Annotated in this window: 18 protein-coding genes; 11 read left to right on the top strand and 7 right to left on the bottom strand. The window is 72.9% G+C overall.

The window, feature by feature from the left end:
- Positions 1-546: 546 nt before the first annotated feature.
- Complete coding sequence (locus ACIGXJ_RS05210; protein ID WP_399641741.1) at positions 547-2,796, bottom strand: heavy metal translocating P-type ATPase; 2,250 nt, start codon at positions 2,794-2,796, stop codon at positions 547-549.
- Between the two features lie 80 nt (positions 2,797-2,876).
- Positions 2,877-3,107, bottom strand: coding sequence for a heavy-metal-associated domain-containing protein (locus ACIGXJ_RS05205; RefSeq protein ID WP_399641740.1), 231 nt, complete (start codon positions 3,105-3,107; stop codon positions 2,877-2,879).
- Positions 3,108-3,252: 145 nt separating this feature from the next.
- On the opposite strand from ACIGXJ_RS05205, the gene ACIGXJ_RS05200 reads away from it, so the two are divergent.
- Entirely contained in the window at positions 3,253-4,296 is a 1,044-nt protein-coding gene (locus tag ACIGXJ_RS05200; protein WP_399641738.1) for a zinc-dependent alcohol dehydrogenase family protein, read from the top strand.
- On the opposite strand, the gene ACIGXJ_RS05195 is transcribed toward ACIGXJ_RS05200, so the two are convergent.
- The 3 genes from ACIGXJ_RS05195 to ACIGXJ_RS05185 form a co-directional block, all read right to left on the bottom strand.
- The gene (locus tag ACIGXJ_RS05195) at positions 4,277-4,840 is read right to left on the bottom strand and encodes a GNAT family N-acetyltransferase (protein WP_399641737.1); all 564 of its coding nucleotides are present in this window, start codon (positions 4,838-4,840) and stop codon (positions 4,277-4,279) included. The two genes, ACIGXJ_RS05200 and ACIGXJ_RS05195, sit on opposite strands and share 20 nt — an antisense overlap.
- Before the next feature lie 53 nt (positions 4,841-4,893).
- Complete coding sequence (locus ACIGXJ_RS05190; protein ID WP_399641736.1) at positions 4,894-5,094, bottom strand: helix-turn-helix transcriptional regulator; 201 nt, start codon at positions 5,092-5,094, stop codon at positions 4,894-4,896.
- A gap of 285 nt (positions 5,095-5,379) precedes the next feature.
- On the bottom strand, positions 5,380-6,306 hold the full coding sequence (locus tag ACIGXJ_RS05185) for a sugar phosphate isomerase/epimerase family protein (RefSeq protein WP_399641734.1): 927 nt from the start codon (positions 6,304-6,306) through the stop codon (positions 5,380-5,382).
- 161 nt (positions 6,307-6,467) lie between these two features.
- Here ACIGXJ_RS05185 and iolC point away from each other — a divergent pair, with 161 nt between their 5' ends.
- The 5 genes from iolC (at position 6,468) to mmsA (ending at position 12,708) form a co-directional block, all read left to right on the top strand.
- Positions 6,468-7,433 (top strand): 5-dehydro-2-deoxygluconokinase, encoded by a 966-nt coding sequence (gene iolC / locus ACIGXJ_RS05180; protein WP_399641733.1) that lies wholly within the window; start codon positions 6,468-6,470, stop codon positions 7,431-7,433.
- Positions 7,434-7,444: 11 nt separating this feature from the next.
- Positions 7,445-8,371, top strand: a complete 927-nt coding sequence (locus ACIGXJ_RS05175; protein ID WP_399641732.1) for a deoxyribose-phosphate aldolase — start codon at positions 7,445-7,447, stop codon at positions 8,369-8,371.
- Between the two features lie 10 nt (positions 8,372-8,381).
- Positions 8,382-9,203, top strand: a complete 822-nt coding sequence (gene iolB, locus ACIGXJ_RS05170; protein WP_399641730.1) for a 5-deoxy-glucuronate isomerase — start codon at positions 8,382-8,384, stop codon at positions 9,201-9,203.
- A gap of 110 nt (positions 9,204-9,313) precedes the next feature.
- A complete protein-coding gene (iolD, locus tag ACIGXJ_RS05165) occupies positions 9,314-11,191 on the top strand; it encodes a 3D-(3,5/4)-trihydroxycyclohexane-1,2-dione acylhydrolase (decyclizing) (RefSeq protein WP_399641728.1) in 1,878 nt (625 codons plus the stop codon).
- 14 nt (positions 11,192-11,205) lie between these two features.
- Positions 11,206-12,708 (top strand): CoA-acylating methylmalonate-semialdehyde dehydrogenase, encoded by a 1,503-nt coding sequence (gene mmsA / locus ACIGXJ_RS05160; protein ID WP_399641726.1) that lies wholly within the window; start codon positions 11,206-11,208, stop codon positions 12,706-12,708.
- Between the two features lie 37 nt (positions 12,709-12,745).
- Here the strand turns inward: mmsA and ACIGXJ_RS05155 are convergent, their stop codons facing one another.
- On the bottom strand, positions 12,746-13,573 hold the full coding sequence (locus ACIGXJ_RS05155) for a hypothetical protein (RefSeq protein WP_399641724.1): 828 nt from the start codon (positions 13,571-13,573) through the stop codon (positions 12,746-12,748).
- A 198-nt stretch (positions 13,574-13,771) separates the two neighbouring features.
- On the opposite strand from ACIGXJ_RS05155, the gene ACIGXJ_RS05150 reads away from it, so the two are divergent.
- Positions 13,772-16,432 carry an alpha/beta fold hydrolase gene (locus ACIGXJ_RS05150; protein WP_399641722.1) on the top strand — a complete coding sequence of 887 codons (2,661 nt, stop codon included), beginning with the start codon at positions 13,772-13,774 and terminating at the stop codon, positions 16,430-16,432.
- Positions 16,429-17,283, top strand: coding sequence for an ABC transporter permease (locus ACIGXJ_RS05145; protein WP_399641720.1), 855 nt, complete (start codon positions 16,429-16,431; stop codon positions 17,281-17,283). The genes ACIGXJ_RS05150 and ACIGXJ_RS05145 overlap by 4 nt, the downstream gene beginning before the upstream one ends.
- Before the next feature lie 131 nt (positions 17,284-17,414).
- Here ACIGXJ_RS05145 and ACIGXJ_RS05140 read toward each other — a convergent pair whose 3' ends face one another.
- Positions 17,415-17,807, bottom strand: a complete 393-nt coding sequence (locus ACIGXJ_RS05140; RefSeq protein ID WP_399641718.1) for a rodlin — start codon at positions 17,805-17,807, stop codon at positions 17,415-17,417.
- A 241-nt stretch (positions 17,808-18,048) separates the two neighbouring features.
- Here ACIGXJ_RS05140 and ACIGXJ_RS05135 point away from each other — a divergent pair, with 241 nt between their 5' ends.
- The 3 genes from ACIGXJ_RS05135 to ACIGXJ_RS05125 all read left to right on the top strand — a co-directional run bounded on the left by ACIGXJ_RS05135 (position 18,049) and on the right by ACIGXJ_RS05125 (position 19,908).
- On the top strand, positions 18,049-18,444 hold the full coding sequence (locus tag ACIGXJ_RS05135) for a rodlin (RefSeq protein ID WP_399641717.1): 396 nt from the start codon (positions 18,049-18,051) through the stop codon (positions 18,442-18,444).
- A 272-nt stretch (positions 18,445-18,716) separates the two neighbouring features.
- On the top strand, positions 18,717-18,968 hold the full coding sequence (locus ACIGXJ_RS05130) for a chaplin (RefSeq protein WP_399642146.1): 252 nt from the start codon (positions 18,717-18,719) through the stop codon (positions 18,966-18,968).
- A 139-nt stretch (positions 18,969-19,107) separates the two neighbouring features.
- Entirely contained in the window at positions 19,108-19,908 is an 801-nt protein-coding gene (locus ACIGXJ_RS05125) for an LPXTG cell wall anchor domain-containing protein (RefSeq protein WP_399641715.1), read from the top strand.
- Positions 19,909-20,022 lie beyond the last annotated feature (114 nt).

Here is a 20,022-nt window from a genome sequence, read left to right as displayed (position 1 = left end):
CGGGGCCTCTTCGTATCTGCGGAGCCTCTCCGCGAGAAAGAGCGCGGAGAAAGGAGAAGGCGCCCCGATGCGTCGGTCCCCCCACGGGCCGACGACCAGGGCGCCTTCCCATGTCCCGGTGCGGATTCCCCCCACGGGATCCGGCCGGGCGCTTGTGAGGACACAGCGCCTGAATCGCTGTCGAGCGAAGCTCCGCGCGGAACTCCACTCCAAAGGGGCTGCGGTCTGCCGGGACAGCGCACGCTGGGAGGGCCGCTCAAAGCTTCCCGCGTGCGTGCCCCGGCAACGCAAACTCTGAGGCAGTCCCCCAAGACAACCTCAGATGCCGGGCAGCGCCCCCCAAGACGCCTTCCGACATTGCCAACTTAGACCTTCGAACCCCTTCGATGGTTACGTTCACATCACTGTGATCTGCGTCTCTTGCAAATGTCCCGTTTAGATGAGCAAGGGGCATGTTGGCGAGCGTTGCCCCAGCGTAAGGAAGATGCGCGAGACTTGTGAAGAGCTTATGTGAGGCCCGCCCGGGACTCCAGAGCGCCCCCGTCCTTACCGGCCGGTACCCCCGCGAAACGTCCGCAGCCGCAGGCTGTTGGTGACGACGAAGACGGAGGAGAAGGCCATCGCGGCTCCCGCGATCATCGGGTTGAGCAGCCCCGCCGCGGCCAGCGGCAGCGCGGCCACGTTGTAGCCGAAGGCCCACACGAGGTTGCCCTTGATCGTGGCGAGCGTCCTGCGTGACAGCCGGATCGCGTCCGCGGCCACACGCAGATCCCCGCTGACCAGCGTCAGATCACCGGCCTCGATCGCCGCGTCGGTCCCCGTGCCCATCGCCAGGCCCAGGTCGGCGGCGGCCAGCGCGGCCGCGTCGTTGACGCCGTCACCGACCATGGCGACGCACCGGCCCTCGCGCTGCAGCCGCCGTACCGCCTCGACCTTGTCCTCGGGCAGCACCTCCGCGATCACCTCGTCGACACCGACCGCCCGCCCCACCGCCTCGGCGACCGCCCGGTTGTCCCCGGTGAGCAGCACCGGCGTGAGCCCCAGCGCGCGCAGTTCGCGCACCGCCTCGGCGCTGGTGTCCTTCACGGCGTCGGCGACGGCCAGGACCCCGCGCGCCTCCCCGTCCCAGCCGACCGGCACGGCCGTACGCCCGCCGCTCTCGGCCTCGGCGCGGGCCCGCGTCAGCTCGTCCCCGAGGGCCCCGAACAGGCGCCCCACCGCCACCTCGTGGCCCTCCACGCGCCCGCGTACGCCCCGCCCGGGGACGTTCTCGAAGTCCTCGACCTCCGGCAGCGGCCCGACGCGCTCCTCGGCGCCCGCGGCGACGGCCCGGGCGACCGGGTGCTCGGAGGCGTGCTCCAGGGCGCCCGCGAGCCGCAGCAGCTGCTTCTCGTCGGTGCCCTCGGCGGCGTACACCTCGTGCAGCGTCATCCGGCCGGTCGTCACCGTGCCGGTCTTGTCGAGCACGACGGTGTCGACCCGCCGCGTCGACTCCAGGACCTCGGGCCCCTTGATCAGGATGCCGAGCTGGGCGCCCCGGCCGGTGCCGACGAGCAGCGCGGTCGGGGTGGCGAGGCCCAGCGCGCAGGGGCAGGCGATGATCAGCACGGCCACGGCGGCCGTGAAGGCCGCGGCCGGCCCGTCCCCGGTGCCCAGCCAGAAGCCGAGCGTGCCCAGGGCCAGCGCGATGACGACCGGCACGAACACCGCGGCGACCCGGTCGGCGAGCCGCTGCACCCGGGCCTTGCCGCTCTGCGCCTCCTCCACGAGCTTCGCCATCCGCGCGAGCCGTGTGTCGGCGCCGACCCGGGTGGCCCGTACGACGAGCCGGCCGCCGGCGTTGACGGTCGCGCCGGTCACCGGGTCCCCGGGCGCCACGTCGACCGGCACGGACTCGCCGGTGAGCAGCGAGGCGTCCACGGCCGAGGTGCCCTCGGCGACGACACCGTCCGTGGCGATCTTCTCGCCGGGCCGTACGACGAACAGGTCGCCCACGCCGAGCGCGTCGACGGGCACCCGCACCTCGCGGCCCTCCCGGAGCACGGCCACGTCCTTCGCGCCGAGCTCCATCAGCGCCCGCAGGGCGGCACCGGCGTGGCGCTTGGCGCGGGCCTCCAGGTAGCGGCCGAGCAGCAGGAAGGCGGTGACGCCCGCGGCGACCTCCAGATAGAGCGTGGAGGAGGCGTCGGTGCGCGTGACGGTGAGGTCGAAGCCGTGCCGCATGCCGGGCATGCCCGCGTCGCCCAGGAACAGCGCCCACAGGGACCAGCCGAAGGCGGCGAGGGTGCCGAGCGAGACGAGGGTGTCCATGGTGGACGCGCCGTGCCGGAGGTTGGTGAGGGCGGCCCGGTGGAAGGGCAGGCCGCCCCAGACGACGACCGGCGCGGCGAGGGTGAGGGACAGCCACTGCCAGTTGTCGAACTGCAGGGCCGGGACCATGGCGAGCAGCACGACGGGCACGGCGAGCAGGCCGGAGACGGTGAGCCGGTGGCGCAGGGACACCAGCTCGGGATCCTCCTGCGGGCGGGCTTCCCCGACGGCGGGCTCGACGGCGGGCGCGGGCTCCTCGGCCGTGTAGCCCGTCCGCTCCACGGTCGCGATGAGGTCGGCGACCGTCGTGCCTTCCGGGAAGCTGACCCGAGCCTTCTCGGTGGCGTAGTTGACCGTCGCGGTCACGCCCTCCATGCGGTTGAGCTTCTTCTCGACGCGGGCCGCGCAGGAGGCGCAGGTCATCCCGCCGATGAGCAGCTCGACCTCTGCCGCGGGGGCCGGGGGTGCCTCGGGGGTGCTGGTCATCGTCGTACTCCAGAAAACGGACCGGGCCGTACCGGGCCAGTATCGGCGGCCGGTACGGCCCGTGGTCACGAGGGGGTGTCTCAGGCGCGGCCGACCAGCTCGTAGCCGGCCTCGTCGACGGCGGCGCGGACGGTCTCCTCGTCCAGCGGGGCGGTGGAGACGACCGTGACCTCGCCGCTGGCGGCGACGGCCTTCACCGAGGTGACGCCGGGCAGCTGGGAGATCTCGCCGGAGATCGCGCCCTCGCAGTGGCCGCAGCTCATGCCGCTGACCTTGTAGACGGCGGTGACGGTGTCGGTCTGGGCGGTCATGTCGTTACTCCTCGTCGAGGCGTATGGGGCTGTTGCGGTCCACGGTGGGCCCCGCACTCCTCACTGTATACCCCTAGGGGGTATTTCTCCAAGCAACACCCCGACCCCGCCGCGTTAACGTTCCGGCGGGAGAAAGGGGCAGCGCATGCGCGCGGTGGTGTTCGAGCGGTACGGCGAGACGGCCGAGGTGCGCCAGGTGCCGGACCCGCGTCCGGCCGGGCACGGCGTCGTGGTGCGGGTGGAGGCGACGGGGCTGTGCCGCAGCGACTGGCACGGCTGGATGGGCCACGACCCGGACATCACGCTGCCCCACGTGCCCGGTCACGAGCTCGCCGGGACCGTCGAGGCCACCGGCGACCGGGTGACCCGGTGGCGGCCCGGTGACCGGGTGACCGTGCCCTTCGTGTGCGGCTGCGGCACCTGCGCCGCCTGCGCGGCCGGCGACCACCAGGTGTGCGAGCGCCAGACCCAGCCGGGCTTCACCCACTGGGGCTCCTTCGCGCAGTACGTCGCCCTGGACCACGCCGACGTCAACCTCGTCGCGATCCCGGACGACCTGTCGTACGCCACCGCCGCCTCGCTGGGCTGCCGGTTCGCCACCGCGTTCCGGGCGGTCGTGCAGCAGGGGCGGGTCGCCGCGGGGGAGTGGGTGGCCGTGCACGGCTGCGGCGGGGTCGGACTGTCCGCGGTGATGATCGCGGCGGCCTCGGGCGCCCGGGTCGTCGCGGTCGACGTCTCGCCACGCGCCCTGGAGCTGGCGCGGGCCTTCGGCGCGGCGCACGTCGTGGACGCCTCGCAGGTGACGGACACGGCGGCCGCCGTCCTCGACCTCACCGGCGGCGGCGCCCAGCTGTCCCTGGACGCCCTGGGCTCGCCGGCCACCTGCGCCGCCTCCGTGAACGGCCTGCGCCGCCGGGGCCGCCACGTCCAGGTCGGCCTGCTGCCCTCGCCGGACGGCACGACCCCCGTGCCGCTGGCCCGCGCCATCGCCCTGGAGCTGGAACTGATCGGCAGCCACGGCATGGCCGCGCACACCTACCCGGCGATGCTGGAGGCGGTCCGCTCGGGGGTGCTGCGGCCCGACCTGCTGGTCACGTCGAGCATCGCGCTGGACGCCGTACCGGAGGCGCTCGCGCGGACGGGTACGGCGCCCGGGGCGGGGGTGACGGTCATCGAGCCGTGGCGGTGAGGGCGGCCCACTCCCGGTCCAGCATGGCCATGATGACCTCGTCGGCCCACTCGCCGTCCCGCAGGGCCGCCTCGCGGCGGACGCCCTCCACGGTGAAGCCGACCTTCTCGTAGACGTGCAGGGCCCGGTGGTTGTGGCCGTAGGCCACCAGCTCGATGCGGTGCAGGCCCAGCTGCTCGAAGCCGTGGCCGACGATCAGTCGCATGGCCTCCGTGCCCAGCCCGCGCCCGCGGCCGCGCGGGCCGATCAGGGTGCGGAAGGTGCAGCTGCGCGCGTGCGGGTCCCACTCGTTGAGGACCACCTCGCCGACGAGCTCGCCGCTCGCGCGGTCGGTGACGGCCAGGTCGAGCCGGTCGGTCTGCGTGGAGCGTGTGGCGTACCAGGAGCGCACCTTCTCCGGATCGAGGTCGCTGCCGGGCTCATAGGTGAAGCGGAGGACCTCGGGGTCGCCGATGATCTCCCACATCGTGTCCGCGTCGGCCGCCGTGAAGGGCCGGAGCACGGTCCGCTCGCCGGTCAGCACCGGCTTGGTCGAGAAGTCCATGGACGGCACTGTGCCCCACCCGGAAGGCGGGGCACAGCCGGTTTCGGCGGGGGTCAGTCCTCCCGGCGCCCCCGGTTGCCGGGCCGGGAGGCGACCCAGGCGCGGACGGTGTCCGGGTACCAGTAGGGCTTGCCGCCCTCCACGTGGTCGGGTGGTGGCAGCAGCCCGTGCTTGCGGTAGGAGCGCACGGTGTCCGGCTGGACCCGGATGTGCGCCGCGATCTCCTTGTAGGACCACAGCCGTCGGTCGGTCATGAGTCGCACCTCCCTGCGTCGCGCCGCGGCGCGGCCGGGGGCGGCCGTCGGGGGAGCCGGGCGCAGTGCTGGCGATCACCAGGCCTGTGCCCGGTGAACGACGTGGCGTGACGGAGGGGAAGCGGCTGTGGACGCCGTGTGACGTGGAGCCCGCGTATCCGGGACATGTGTGACAGGAGGGTGGTGTTGGTGACAGAAGCGATACATGGCGCACGCGGGGCCCCCGAGGGGGCGCACACCTGTCACGCGGGCACCCCGAGGGGGCGCACACCTGTGGGCGCCCTCCTACACCCCGCAGGAGCGCAGATAGGCCCGCGTCCGGCGGGCGACCGGCAGCGGCCGGTCCGGCTCGCACGGGTACATGTCCTGCTCGACGATCGCGAACAGGTCCACGTCCAGCTTCCCCGCCGCCTCCAGTACGGGCCCCAGCGCGGGCACCCCGGCCGGCGGCTCGCACATGACGCCCTGCGCCACGGCCGGCCCGAAGGGGGTCCCCTTCGCCCGTACGTCCGCGAGGATCCGGGGATCGACCTGCTTCAGGTGCAGATAGCCGATGCGCTCGCCGTAGGTCTCGATCAGCTTGACGCTGTCGCCGCCGCAGTAGGCGTAGTGCCCGGTGTCCAGGCACAGGGACACCAGGGAGGAGTCGGTGCCGTCGAGGAAGCGGGTGACGTTCTCCTCGCTGTCGATGTGGGTGTCGGCGTGCGGGTGGACGACGATCGTCAGCCCGTAGCGCTCGCGCACCTCGCGGCCGAGGCGCTCGGTCAGGGAGGTGAGACTGCGCCACTGCTCGGCGGTGAGCGTGCTCGGCTCCAGCACCTCACCCGTCTTGTCGTCCCGCCAGAAGGAGGGGATGACGACGAGGTGCCGGGCGCCCATCGCCTGGGCCAGGGCGGCGTTGTCGGCGACATGCGCCCAGGTCCGGTCCCAGACGTCCGCGCCGTGGTGCAGGCCGGTGAACACCGTGCCCGCCGACACCTTCAGGCCACGCCTGGCCGTCTCCTCGGCGAGCACGGCCGGGTCGGTCGGCAGATACCCGTACGGGCCCAGTTCGATCCACTCGTAGCCGGAGTCGGCGACCTCGTCCAGGAAGCGCCGCCAGGGCACCTGGCGGGGGTCGTCGGGGAACCACACGCCCCAGGAGTCGGGCGCCGAACCGATGCGGATGCGGGACAGTGAGGACTGGGGCTTTTGTGCGGACAACGGCGTCATGGGCGCCAGACTGCGGGCCTCCGGAAGAGGTGTCAAGCACTGGTCCGAATGTCCGGACAAAACATTGACAGGGTCGTGGAAGCGGGGCTAGAAACCGTCAGTGAGCCGGATCGGCGGCAGGAACCGTCGCTGAACCGGTCCGCCGGCACGAAGGGAAGTCGATGGCGTACGACCTGATCACCATGGGGCGGCTGGGCGTTGACCTCTACCCGCTCCAGGCGGGGGTCCCGCTGGCCGAGGTGACGGCCTTCGGCAGGTTCCTCGGCGGCTCCGCGGCCAACGTCGCCGTCGCCGCGGCCCGCCTCGGCCGCCGCACGGCCCTGATCAGCCGCACCGGGGACGACCCCTTCGGGACCTACCTCCACCGAGCGCTGCGGGAGTTCGGCGTCGACGACCGCTGGGTCACACCGGTGCCCGCGCTGAGGACCCCGATCACCTTCTGCGAGATCTTCCCGCCCGACGACTTCCCGCTGTACTTCTACCGGCAGCCCAAGGCCCCCGACCTGGAGATCGACGCCCACGACCTCGACCTGGACGCCGTACGCGGGGCCCGCGTCTTCTGGGTCACCGGCACCGGTCTGAGCGAGGAGCCGAGCCGTACGGCGACCCTCGCGGCGCTCGCCCACCGCCAGAAGGCCGGCACGACCGTGTTCGACCTCGACTGGCGGCCCGTTCTCTGGAACGACACGGCCCGGCGCGACCCGTCCGCCGCCCGCCCCTTCTACGCCGAGGCCCTGCGGCACGCCACCGTCGCCGTCGGCAACCTCGACGAGGTGGAGGTCGCCACGGGCGAGCGCGAACCCCACGCCGCCGCACGGGCGCTGCTGGCGGCCGGGGTCGAGCTCGCGGTCGTCAAGCAGGGCCCGAAAGGCGTGCTGGCCGTGCGCGCCGACGGCGAGTGCGCCGAGGTGCCGCCCCTCCCCGTGACCGTCCTCAACGGCCTCGGTGCCGGGGACGCCTTCGGCGGGTCCCTGTGCCACGGGCTCCTCGCGGGCTGGGAGCTGGAGACGGTCATACGCCACGCCAACGCCGCCGGCGCGATCGTCGCCTCCCGCCTCGAGTGCTCTTCCGCGATGCCCACCGAGGCCGAGATCGAGGCGGCCCTGAGCGCCGGAGCGGTGCTGTGAGGGGCGGCCGGGTGGGCGGGGCGCACACCCGTCAGCCACTCGCGCTCCCCGAGGTCGACGTCAGCGAGCTCGTGCGGCTGCGCACCCACCACCCCGAGGCCGTCGCCGAGGCGGCCGCGCGCCGGCTGCGCAGGCCGCTGATCGGGGACGCCGGCCGGCTGATGATCCTGGCCGCCGACCACCCCGCGCGCGGCGCGCTCGGCGTGGGGGAGGACCGGCTGGCGATGGCCAACCGGGCCGATCTGCTCGGGCGTCTGGTCCTCGCGCTGTCCCGCCCCGGCGTGGACGGCGTGCTGGCCACCGCGGACATCCTCGACGACCTGCTGCTGCTCGGCGCGCTCGACCACAGGGTCGTGATGGGCTCGATGAACCGCGGCGGACTGCAAGGGGCCCGCTTCGAGCTCGACGACCGCTTCACCGGCCACCGCCCCGAGGACATCCAGCGCCTCGGCTTCGACGCCGGCAAGCTGCTGCTGCGCATCGACTACGACGACCCGGGCTCGCTGACCACCCTGGAGTCCACCGCCCGCGCCATCGACGACATGGCCGCGCGCCGACTCCCCGTGTTCGTCGAGCCGTTCATCAGCCGACGCGACCCGGACGGACGGCTGCGCAACGATCTGTCCGCCGACGCCGTCACCCGGTCCCTCGCCATCGCCTCGGGGCTGGGCGGCAGCTCGGCCTACACCTGGCTCAAGGTGCCCGTCACCGACGACCCCGACGACATGGCCCGGGTCATGGAGACCACGACCCTGCCGGCCGTACTGCTCGGCGGGGACGCGGGCGGCTCGGCCGAGGAGCAGGCCCGGGCGTACGAGAAGTGGCGGGGCGCGCTGCGACTGCCCACCGTGCGCGGGCTGGTGGTGGGCCGCTCGCTGCTGTACCCGGCGGACGGCGACGTGGCCGCCGCCGTGGACACCGCCGTAGGACTGCTGTGAGGGCGCGCCGATGAGCCGTACGAGCAAGGAGCTGCACATCCCCCGGGGCACGGCCGCGCAGGGGCCGTACGCCGTCGACCTCGGCCCGGAGCGGGCCGGCTGGACGTACAGCAGCCTGCGGGTGGTCGAGCTGGCGGCCGGGGGCGACCACACGTTCTCCACCGGGGACAGCGAGTGGATCGTGCTTCCGCTCAGCGGCGGCTGTAGCGTGCGCACAGCGGACGCCGACTTCCAACTCCTGGGCAGGGAGAGCGTCTTCGCGTCGGTCTCCGACTTCGCGTATGTGCCGCGGGATGCCCGGGTCCAGATCGCCTCCGGTGCGGGAGGCCGCTTCGCCCTGGCAGGAGCGAAGTGCGAGCGCCGACTCCCCGCCCGCTACGGCCCCGCGCCGGAGGTCCCCGTCGAGCAGCGCGGCAGCGGCACCTGCGCCCGCCGGGTACGCAATTTCGCCTCGGCGGACGCCTTCGCCTGCGACCGGCTCATCGCCGTCGAGGTGATCACACCGGGCGGCAACTGGTCGTCGTACCCGCCGCACAAGCACGACGAGCACCGGCCGGGCGAGGAGGCGGAGCTGGAGGAGGTCTACTACTTCGAGATCGAGGGCCCGGGCGGCTACGGCTACCAGCGCGTGTCCCCCTCCCGTGAGGGCGGCGCGGACGTCCTCGCCGAGGTGCGCTCGGGCGACGCCGTGCTCGTCCCCGACGGCTGGCACGGCCCGTCGATCGCCCAGCCCGGCCACGCCATGTACTACCTCAACGTCATGGCGGGCCCGGGCGAGACCCGCGAGTGGCGGATCCGCTTCCACCCGGACCACGCGGAGGGGTACCGATGACCACGAGGGACGCATGCCGAAGACCGCCTCGCACGGCTGCCGAGGACCCCTCGGACGAGTATCGATGACCACCACCGGCGGGTACCGATGACCACCACGGAGGCGTACCGATGACCATCAGGCTGACCGTCGCCCAGGCGCTCGTCCGCTTCCTCGCCGCCCAGCACACCGAGCGCGACGGGGTACGGCACCGGCTGATCGGCGCCACCTGGGGCATCTTCGGCCACGGCAACGTCGCCGGGATCGGCCAGGCGCTGGTGGAGTACGCCGACGCCATGCCCTACCACCAGGGCCGCAACGAGCAGGCGATGGTGCACGCGGCCGTCGGCTACGCCCGCCAGTCGGGCCGCCTGTCCACCCACGCGGTCACCACCTCCATCGGCCCCGGCGCGACCAACCTGGTCACGGGAGCGGCCCTCGCCACGATCAACCACCTCCCGGTCCTGCTGCTGCCCGGCGACGTCTTCGCGGGCCGCCCCGCCGACCCGGTGCTCCAGCAGCTGGAGGTGCCGTACGCGGGCGATGTTTCGGTCAACGACTGCCTGCGCCCGGTGTCGAGGTACTTCGACCGCGTCCACCGCCCCGAGGCCCTGATCCCGGCCGCGCTCCAGGCCGTGCGCGTCCTCACCGACCCCGTCGACACCGGCGCGGTCACCCTCGCCCTCCCGCAGGACGTGCAGGCCGAGGCGTACGACTGGCCGGAGGAGTTCTTCGCCGAGCGGACCTGGGCCGTACGACGTCCAGGGGCCGACCCGGCCGAGCTGGCGGAGGCCGTCCGGGCGGTCCGGCACGCCCGCCGGCCCCTGCTGATCGCGGGCGGCGGCGTCCACCACAGCCGCGCCGAGACGGCCCTCGCCGAGTTCGCGAGCGCCACCGGCATCCCGGTCGCCTCCACCCAGGCCGGCAAGGGCTCCCTGCCGTTCGACCATCCCCAGGACGTCGGCGGCATCGGCCACACCGGCACCGCGACCGCCGACGCGCTGGCCCGGGACGCCGACCTGGTGATCGGGGTGGGCACCCGCTACACGGACTTCACCACCGCCTCGGGCACGCTGTTCGCGGGTGACGGCGTCCGCTTCCTCAACCTCAACATCGCCCCCTTCGACGGCCACAAGCTCGCCGGCACCCCGCTGATCGCGGACGCCCGCAGCGGCCTGGAGGAGCTGACCGAGGCCCTGGCGATGCACGGGCACCGGGTCGACGAGTCGTACGTCTCCTCCTACACGCGGGACAAGGTGGACTGGGAGCGGCGCGTGGACGCCTGCTTCGCCGCCCCCGACCCCGGCGCACGCCCCACGCAGCCGCAGGTGCTGGGCGCGCTGGACGCGGTGGTCGACGAGACGGACATCGTGATCAACGCGGCCGGCTCCCTCCCCGGCGACCTGCACAAGCTGTGGCGTGCCCGGTCGGCCGACCAGTACCACCTCGAGTACGGCTACTCCTGCATGGGCTACGAGATCCCGGCGGCCATCGGGGTGAAGCTGGCCGCGCCGGACCGCCCCGTGTGGGCGCTGGTCGGGGACGGCACGTATCTGATGATGCCGACCGAGATCGTCACGGCCGTGCAGGAGGGCATCGCGATCAAGATGCTGCTGGTCCAGAACCACGGCTACGCCTCCATCGGCGGCCTGTCGGAGTCGGTGGGCGCCGAGCGGTTCGGCACCGCCTACCGTTTCCGCGCCGACGACGGCACCTACAGCGCGGCCCCGCTCCCGGTGGACCTGGCCGCGAACGCCGCCAGCCTCGGCATGCGGGTGCTGCGCGCGAAGACCGTCGCCGACCTGCGGTCCGCCCTGCGGGAGGCGCGGGCGGCCGACACTCCCACATGTGTCTACGTGGAGACCGAAACGGCAGACACAGTGTCGGGCCCGCCGCCCGCGCAGGCCTGGTGGGATGTTCCTGTGGCCGAGACCGCGACCCGCCCGTCGGCGGTCGAGGCCCGTGAGGAGTACGACCGGCACGTCTCGACCCGACGCCGCCATCTGTGAAGGAGCAACTGGGAATGACGAAGATCGTCAACCACTGGATCGGCGGCAAGACCGTCGAAGGCGCGTCGGGGAATTTCGGCCAGGTCACCGACCCGGCCACCGGCGCGGTCACCACCAAGGTCGCCTTCGCGTCCGCCGACGAGGTCGACGCGGCGGTGCAGGCCGCCAAGGAGGCCTTCGTGACCTGGGGCCAGTCGTCGCTGGCCCAGCGCACCACCATCCTGTTCCGGTTCCGCGCCCTGCTGGACGCCCACCGCGACGAGATCGCCGAGCTGATCACCGCCGAGCACGGCAAGGTGCACTCCGACGCCCTCGGCGAGGTGGCGCGCGGCCTGGAGATCGTCGACCTGGCCTGCGGCATCAACGTGCAGCTGAAGGGCGAGCTGTCGACGCAGGTCGCCAGCCGTGTCGACGTGGCCGCGATCCGGCAGCCGCTGGGCGTGGTCGCGGGCATCACGCCGTTCAACTTCCCGGCGATGGTGCCGATGTGGATGTTCCCGATCGCCATCGCGTGCGGCAACACCTTCGTGCTGAAGCCGAGCGAGAAGGACCCGTCGGCGTCCCTGAGGATCGCCGAGCTGCTGTCGGAGGCCGGTCTGCCGGACGGCGTGTTCAACGTCGTCCACGGCGACAAGGTGGCCGTCGACCGCCTCCTGGAGCACCCGGACGTCAAGGCCGTGTCCTTCGTCGGCTCGACCCCCATCGCCCGCTACATCCACACCACCGCCTCCGCCAACGGCAAGCGCGTGCAGGCCCTCGGCGGCGCCAAGAACCACATGCTGGTGCTGCCGGACGCCGACCTGGACGCGGCCGCGGACGCCGCGGTGTCGGCGGCCTACGGCTCGGCCGGTGAGCGCTGCATGGCCATCTCCGCGGTCGTCGCCGTCGGCTCGATCGGCGACACGCTGGTGGACAAGATCCGCGAGCGCGCCGAGAAGATCAAGATCGGCCCCGGCAACGACCCGGCCTCCGAGATGGGCCCGCTGATCACCAAGGCCCACCGCGACAAGGTCGCGTCGTACGTCGAGGGCGCGGCGGCCGAGGGCTGCGAGGTCGTCCTGGACGGCACCGGCCACACGGTCGAGGGCTTCGAGGACGGCCACTGGATCGGCATCTCCCTGCTCGACAAGGTGCCCACGTCCGCCAAGGCCTACCAGGACGAGATCTTCGGCCCGGTGCTGTGCGTGCTGCGCGTGGACACCTACGACGAGGGCGTGGCCCTCATCAACGCCTCCCCGTTCGGCAACGGCACCGCGATCTTCACCCGCGACGGCGGCGCCGCCCGCCGCTTCCAGCTGGAGATCGAGGCCGGCATGGTCGGCGTGAACGTCCCGATCCCCGTCCCCGTCGGCTACCACTCCTTCGGCGGCTGGAAGGACTCCCTCTTCGGCGACCACCACATCTACGGCAACGACGGCACGCACTTCTACACCCGCGGCAAGGTCGTCACCACCCGCTGGCCGGACCCGTCCGAGGCCCCGGCGGGCGTGGACCTGGGCTTCCCGCGCAACCACTGAGCCCCCTTGCCGAGCCCGGGCGCGCGGGTGCCCGGGCTCAGCCCTGCTGCGACTGCAACTGCTTGACCTGCTCCGTGAGGTCGCCCGTCTCGGCGGCGGGCGGAGCCTCGACCTCGGCGGTGGCGCCGAACTTCTCGAAGTCCATGGTCATGCTGATGGTGCCCATGTCCTGCTTCATCCGGACCGGCAGGTCGTCCTCGCCCACCCATATGTCCATGACGATCGAGGACGGGTTGCCCGCCAGGTTCGTGAACGGGTTGTCCTCGGTGTAGGCGTCCGCGAACTTGCCCAGTTCCTTCTCGCCCAGCTCGGCACGGTAGTGCACCGCGCTCTTGCCGTTGACCGTCTCCCGGCCGAGGTCCTCGACGTCCTTGGCGAACTTCAGGCCGCGCATGGAGGCGGCCGGGCTGCTCGCGCCGGCGCTCGTGTTGAACGCCTGGGCGCCCTCGCCGAACACCGCCGAAGCGTCGATCTTCATCCACTCCTTGCCCGCGATCGGGCCGGAGGACTGCGGGTCGATGTCGTAGTAGTAGGCGCCGTCCACGAACAGCATGCGCGTGGTCGGCGCGTCCTGGAGGGCCTGCATCTGGACGGCCGCGGTGTCCATCTCGACGTCGAAGGCGTAGCCGTCGCCCCAGGAGTACGTGCCGTTCATGGTGACCGGCGTGCCGGTGCCCATGTCGGCCGTCAGGTTCATCTGCGCCGACCCGATCTCCTCCGTCCGGTCGGTCGCCCGAGCCAGCGCCGCCATGACGGCGTCGGCGTTGTCGACGGCGGCCTTCTGCGCGGTGCCGCCGCACGCCGAGGTCGTGATGAGCGCGACGGCCGTGACGCCTGTCCAGGCAGCCGTGTGACGCAGCTTCATGTGTCCCCACCCCATTTGCTGTGAACCGGTTGTGCCGCGACTGTAGCGAAGCCCACCGACAGCCCCGTCAGGAGCGGGGACGCGGGCCGGGCGTACCACGGTTGCGGTACACCCGGCGGGCCCCGTACGCCCGGGGGAGGGGCGCGGGTCCGACCGGGGGTTGTTCCGGGTGTCGGTGGCGGCCCGTACGGTGGGCGCATGGATCTTCGCGTGTCCGGACCGCGGCGCCTGCTGCGCGGGCCACGGCGGCTGGCCGCCGCCGTGGCCGCCGTCGTCGTGCTCGCCGGGGCCGGTACGTGGACAGCCGCGGCCTCCGACGAGCCGCCCGAGGTGCGCCGCACCGACCAGGTGCTGGCCGGGGCGGGCGGCGTGCGGATCGACACCTCCTACTTCACGTCGGCGACCGCCGGCCGCCGCCCCGCCGTGCTCCTCGCGCACGGCTTCGGCGGCAGCAAGGCCGACGTCCGCGAGCAGGCCGGGGAACTCGCCCGCGCCGGGTACGCGGTGCTGACCTGGTCCGCGCGCGGCTTCGGCGAGTCGACCGGGCGGATCGGGCTGAACGCCGCCGGCGGCGAGGTCGCCGACGCCTCGAAGCTGATCGACTGGCTCGCCCGGCAGCCCCAGGTCCGCCTCGACCGGCCCGGCGACCCGCGCGTGGGCGTCGCCGGTGCCTCCTACGGCGGCGCGCTCGCCCTCCTCGCCGCCGGACACGACGACCGGGTCGACGCCATCGCCCCGGCCATCACCTACTGGAACCTCGCCGACGCCCTGTTCCCCGGCGGCGTGTTCAAGAGGCTCTGGGCGGGCGTCTTCGTCAACTCCGGCGGCGGCTGCGAGGCGTTCGAGCCGCGCCTGTGCGCGATGTACGAGCGGGTCGCCGAGTCCGGCACCCCGGACGCCGAGGCCCGCGCGCTGCTGGCCGAGCGCTCGCCGTCCGCGGTCGCCGGCCGCATCGACGTGCCCACCCTGCTGATGCAGGGCCAGACGGACTCCCTCTTCCCGCTGGACCACGCCGACGCGGCGGCGAAGGCGATCCGCGCCAACGGCGCCCCGGTCGACGTCGACTGGATCGCCGGCGGCCATGACGGCGGCGACCCGGAGACGGACCGCGTCCGCTCCCGGGTCACGGCCTGGTTCGACCGCCACCTCAAGGGCGACAGGGCCGCCGACACCGGCCCGGCCTTCCGGGTCACCCGCACCGGAGGCGTCGACTCCACCGACGGCACCGCCCAGTTGCGGGGCGCGAGCGCGGACACCTACCCGGGCCTGCGCTCCGCCCCGCGCGAGATCGCGCTGACCGGCCGCGAGCAGACCTTCGCCAACCCGGCCGGCGCGAGCCCGCCCGCCGTCTCCGCCCTGCCCGGCCTCGGCACCGGCGGCGGCCTCGCCCGGCTGTCCTCCCTCGGCGTCGGCGTCTCCCTCGACTTCCCCGGCCAGCACGCCCGCTTCGACTCCGCGCCCCTGCGGCAGAGCCTGCGGATCACCGGCGCGCCCACGGTCAGGGTCCACGTGGCCTCGACGCGCGCGGACGCGGTCCTGTTCGCCAAGGTCTACGACGTCGGCCCGGGCGGCAGACAGCAGGTACTGCCGTCGCAGCTGGTGGCCCCGGTCCGGATCGAGGACCTCCCCAAGGCCGGCCGGGACGTCACCCTCACCCTCCCCGCCGTCGACCACGAGGTCGACAAGGGCCACCGCCTGCGCCTGGTCCTGGCCTCCACCGACCTCGGCTACGCCTCCCCGGCGGCCCCGGCGGCGTACACGGTCTCCCTGGAGAGCGCCCTGTCCGTGCCGACGGCCCCGCGCGTGGAGACCGCCGCCGCGCCGCTGCCCGCCTGGGTGTGGTGGCTGCCCCTCGCCGGTGCCGTGACCGCGCTCGCCCTGCTGCTCGGCGCCCGCCGCCGCACCGCCGCGCCCGCGCCGGACCCGGCGCTGGCCGAGGTGCCGTTGCAGATCACGGAGCTGAGCAAGAAGTACGCCAAGGGCGACCGCTACAGCGTCCGCGACCTGACCTTCCGGGTGGAGAAGGGCCAGGTGCTGGGCCTGCTCGGGCCGAACGGCGCGGGCAAGACCACCACCCTGCGCATGCTGATGGGTCTGATCCGGCCCGACGGCGGCGAGGTCCGCGTCTTCGGCCACGCCGTCCGCCCCGGCGCCCCGGTCCTCTCCCGGGTCGGCGCCTTCGTCGAGGGCGCGGGCTTCCTGCCGCACCTGTCCGGCCGGGAGAACCTGGAGCTGTACTGGCGGGCCACTGGCCGCCCGGCCGAGGACGCCCACCTTCAGGAGGCCCTGGAGATCGCCGGGCTCGGCGACGCGCTCGCCCGCGCGGTACGCACCTACTCCCAGGGCATGCGCCAGCGCCTCGCCATCGCCCAGGCCATGCTGGGCCTGCCCGACCTGCTGATCCTGGACGAGCCGACGAACGGTCTGGACCCGCCCCAGATCCGCGAGATGCGCGAGGTGATGATCCGCTACGCGGCCGGCGGCCGCACGGTCATCGTCTCCAGCCACCTCCTGGCCGAGGTCGAGCAGTCCTGCACGCACCTGGTCGTCATGGACCGCGGCCGCCTGGTGCAGGCCGGACCCGTCGAGGAGATCACCGGCAACGGCGACACCCTGCTCATCGGCACCGCCGCGCCCCTGGAGGACGCGGTGGTGGAGAAGGTGACCGCGCTGCCCGGCGTCGCCTCGGCGGCCCGGACGGGCGAGGGCCTGCTGGTCCGGCTGGACGCCGGCGACGCGGGAGGCACCCCGCAGCGCCTGATCGCCGAACTGGTCCGCCTGGACGTGCCGGTGACCTCGGTCGGCCCCCACCGCCGCCTGGAGGACGCCTTCCTCACCCTGATCGGAGGTACCGCATGAGCACGCTCACCGAGGCCGCCTCCGGCTACCGTGCGGGCCGCACCCTGCCCCTGCGGGTCGAGCTGGTCCGCCAGCTCCGGCGCCGCCGCACCCTGGTCATGGGCGCGATCCTCGCCGCCCTGCCGTTCGTGCTGGTCGTCGCCTTCGCCATCGGCGGGGAACCGGACGGCACCGACGGCCGCGTCACCCTGATGGACACGGCGACCGCCTCCGGCGCCAACTTCGCCGCGGTGAACCTGTTCGTGTCCGCGGGCTTCCTGCTCGTCATCCCCGTCGCCCTGTTCTGCGGGGACACGGTGGCGAGCGAGGCCGGCTGGTCCTCCCTGCGCTATCTGCTCGCGGCCCCCGTGCCCCGGGCGCGCCTGCTGTGGTCCAAGCTGGCCGTCGGCCTCGGCACGAGCCTCGCCGCGATGATCCTGCTGCCGGTCGTCGCCCTCGCCGTCGGCACCGCCGCCTACGGCTGGGGCCCGCTGGAGATCCCCACCGGCGGCGAGCTGACCGCGGGCACCGCCGCGCAGCGGCTCGTCGTGGTCGTCGGCTACCTGTTCGTCTCCCAACTGGTCACCGCAGGGCTCGCGTTCTGGCTGTCGACCAAGACGGACGCGCCGCTCGGCGCGGTCGGCGGCGCGGTCGGCCTGACCATCGTCGGCAACGTCCTGGACGCGGTGACCGCCCTCGGCGGCTGGCGCGACTTCCTGCCGGCGCACTGGCAGTTCGCCTGGGCCGACGCCATCCAGCCCCGCCCCGAGTGGTCCGGCATGATCCAGGGCACCGCGCTGTCCATCACGTACGCGCTGGTGCTGTTCGCGCTGGCCTTCCGCGGTTTCGCCCGCAAGGACGTCGTCTCCTAGGGCCTGTCGTCTGGAGACGACGACTTCCGCGCCGACCGGATGCACCCTGCACCCCCAGCAGCGTGGGCCGGACACATGAAAAAGGACGGGCCCGCCACAATTGCGGGCCCGCCCTTCCACAGAGCCGTGGATCAGCCCTCGCCGTTGCCCGACAGGATCGACACGTCCTCCAGCAGGTGGGCCAGCGCACCGTCACGCTTGCTCTGCGTGGAGTTCTCGACGCACTGCTGGTCCATGTCGTCCGACAGGATCGGCAGGTCATTGATCGGCACGATGTTCAGGACCGGGACATGCACGTCGTTCAGGCCGATGCACGGCTTGTTGAAGGAGCCCTGGATCAACGCCATCTGGGGGCTCATGTTGCCGTACGTGGCGGAGTTGCCGAAGCTCTGCACGGCACCGTTGCCGTTGGCGGTCCACGGACCACCGTCGTCCCCGATCGCCACGGCCTGCGGCGCGGTTGCCCCGGCGACTCCCATGGCGGAAGCGGCGATCGCCGCGTAGGCAACAACCTTCTTGATCACTTGGCCAGTCCTTTCCTCGTAAACCCCGTCCACCGGAGCGCTCTGGTTCAACTCCTCCAGGCGGCGGCGGTTTCTCCCATTCACTCGGTCGGCCCACAGCGCGACGGTCCCCCATGCCGCTGCCGTCGGCGTCAAACCGGAAGGCCGATGCCGCCAAGCGGGTGAACGCCCGCAACCAAACGCCGGGCGCCGGGTTGATGAGGTCGTAGGACACAGCGTCGCTACAGGAAAGGAACGCGAAGTGTTCAAGAAGGCAATGGTCGCCGCGGCGGCCGCCGCTTCTGTGATCGGTATGTCGGTGGCTGCCGCTCCTCACGCGCTTGCCATCGGCAACGACGAGGGCCCGACGGTGGCAAACGGCAACGGTGCCGAGACCGCGTTCGGTAACTCGGCGACCTCGGGCAACATGAGCCCGCAGCTCTCGCTCGTCGACGGCACGCTGAACAAGCCCTGCGCCGCGCTCGAGGACATCCACGTCCCGATCATCAACATCGTGCCGATCAACGATGTGCCGATCCTGTCGGACGACCTGGACCAGCAGTGCTCCGACAACAGCAGCAACGTCAAGCGGGACGGTGCCCTGTCGCACATCCTGGAGGACCTGGCGGTCCTGTCGGCGAACGGTGAGGCTGACTGAGGACCTCCCGCCCCCGCGTCGCACAGGCGGCCCGCTGACGTTCCGGTGGGCCGCCTTTCCATGTCTCGCGGTCTTTCCCGCGACCCCGCAGGGAACGGCTCGGCCTGCTCTCATCGGGGCACGGCTCCGCCGTGGCGTGGGGCATTCGAGTGAATTCCCCGGCGCGGCACGTTCCGTCGTCCCACCGACTGTAAATCTCTGCGTACGAGAGCTGTAGGTCATGGTGCGAGCCACCCCAGTTGAGCTCGCTCGGCTTCGGCCGTCCAAACGGCATGACCGCAGAGAAGGGAAACACCATGAAGAAGACCGCTGCTGTCGTCGCGGGCATGATCCTGGCCCTGGGCGGGGCCGCGCCGGCCTTCGCCGACTCCGAGGCCGCGGGTGCCGCTGTCGGCTCCCCGGGTTTCCTCTCGGGCAACGTCATTCAGGTTCCGATCCACGTCCCGGTCAACGTCTGTGGCAACACCATCAACGTGCTCGCGCTGCTGAACCCGGCGGTCGGGAACACCTGCATCAACGACTGACGTCGTCGAGTCGAGCACGTAACCGCGCGGCTGCGCCACGGCCGGCCTCGGACCGAACCTCAACACGTTCCGGGGCCGGCCTTTCCCATCCTCATCAAGCAGGAAGACAACGAGATTGCGACAGACCCTGAGTAGGGGAATGGTCACGGCCGCCGCCGCGACGAGCATCCTGTCTCTGTGCGGCAGCCCCGCCCTCGCCGACTACGTGTCCGGCGGGGCCGCCTCGGACTCCCCCGCACATGTGCGGACGTCCGCCGGCCTTTCCGGGGACCCGTGCGGGGACACGGCCGACCTGATCGGCGCGGACGCCGGCGGCCACGGCGACGCCTGCGAGGAGCACGGCGACCACGGCGGCCACGGCGGCCAGGACGGCTACGGAGACAACGGCGGTTACGGCGGCCACGGCGGCCGGGACGACCACGGAGACAAGGGCGGCCACGGCGGCCAGGACGGCTACGGAGACAACGGCGGTTACGGCGGCAACGGGCCGACTCCCGGCGGCGGTTACGGCGAGACGCCGAGCTACCCGCCGCACACGAAGCCGCCCCACACCAAGCCCCCGCACACGACGCCGCCGCCCCAGACGACGCCTCCGCACACCACTCCGCCGCCGCATACGACGCCGCCTCACACCACCCCGCCGCCGCATACGACGCCGCCTCACACGACGCCGCCGCATACGACGCCTCCGCACACCACCCCGCCGCCGCACACGTCGCCACCCCACACGACGCCGCCGCACACGACGCCTCCGCACACCACGCCGCCCCCGCACACCGCCCCGCCGCACACCCCGCCGCCCGGCGGGCACCATGGGCACCCGCCGCACCTGCCCGACACCGGCAGCGAGGCCATGATCGCCGCCTCGGGGGTCAGCGCCGTGCTGATCGCGGGCGGTGTCCTGCTCTACCGACGAGGCCGATCCGCGTCCCGTCGATGACCGCAGGTGCCCGGCACCTGTGACCTGCCGCGCCCCGGACGACGACCCCGCTGTCGTCGCCCGGGGCGCACGCGTGTGTGTGCGGCCCGCTCACCCGTGTGGTGGCAGGGCGCA

This window comes from Streptomyces sp. NPDC053367 (assembly GCF_044545925.1).
Taxonomy (GTDB): domain Bacteria; phylum Actinomycetota; class Actinomycetes; order Streptomycetales; family Streptomycetaceae; genus Streptomyces.
Note: the sequence above shows the minus strand (reverse complement) of the source record. Positions and strands in the feature narration are given on the sequence as shown.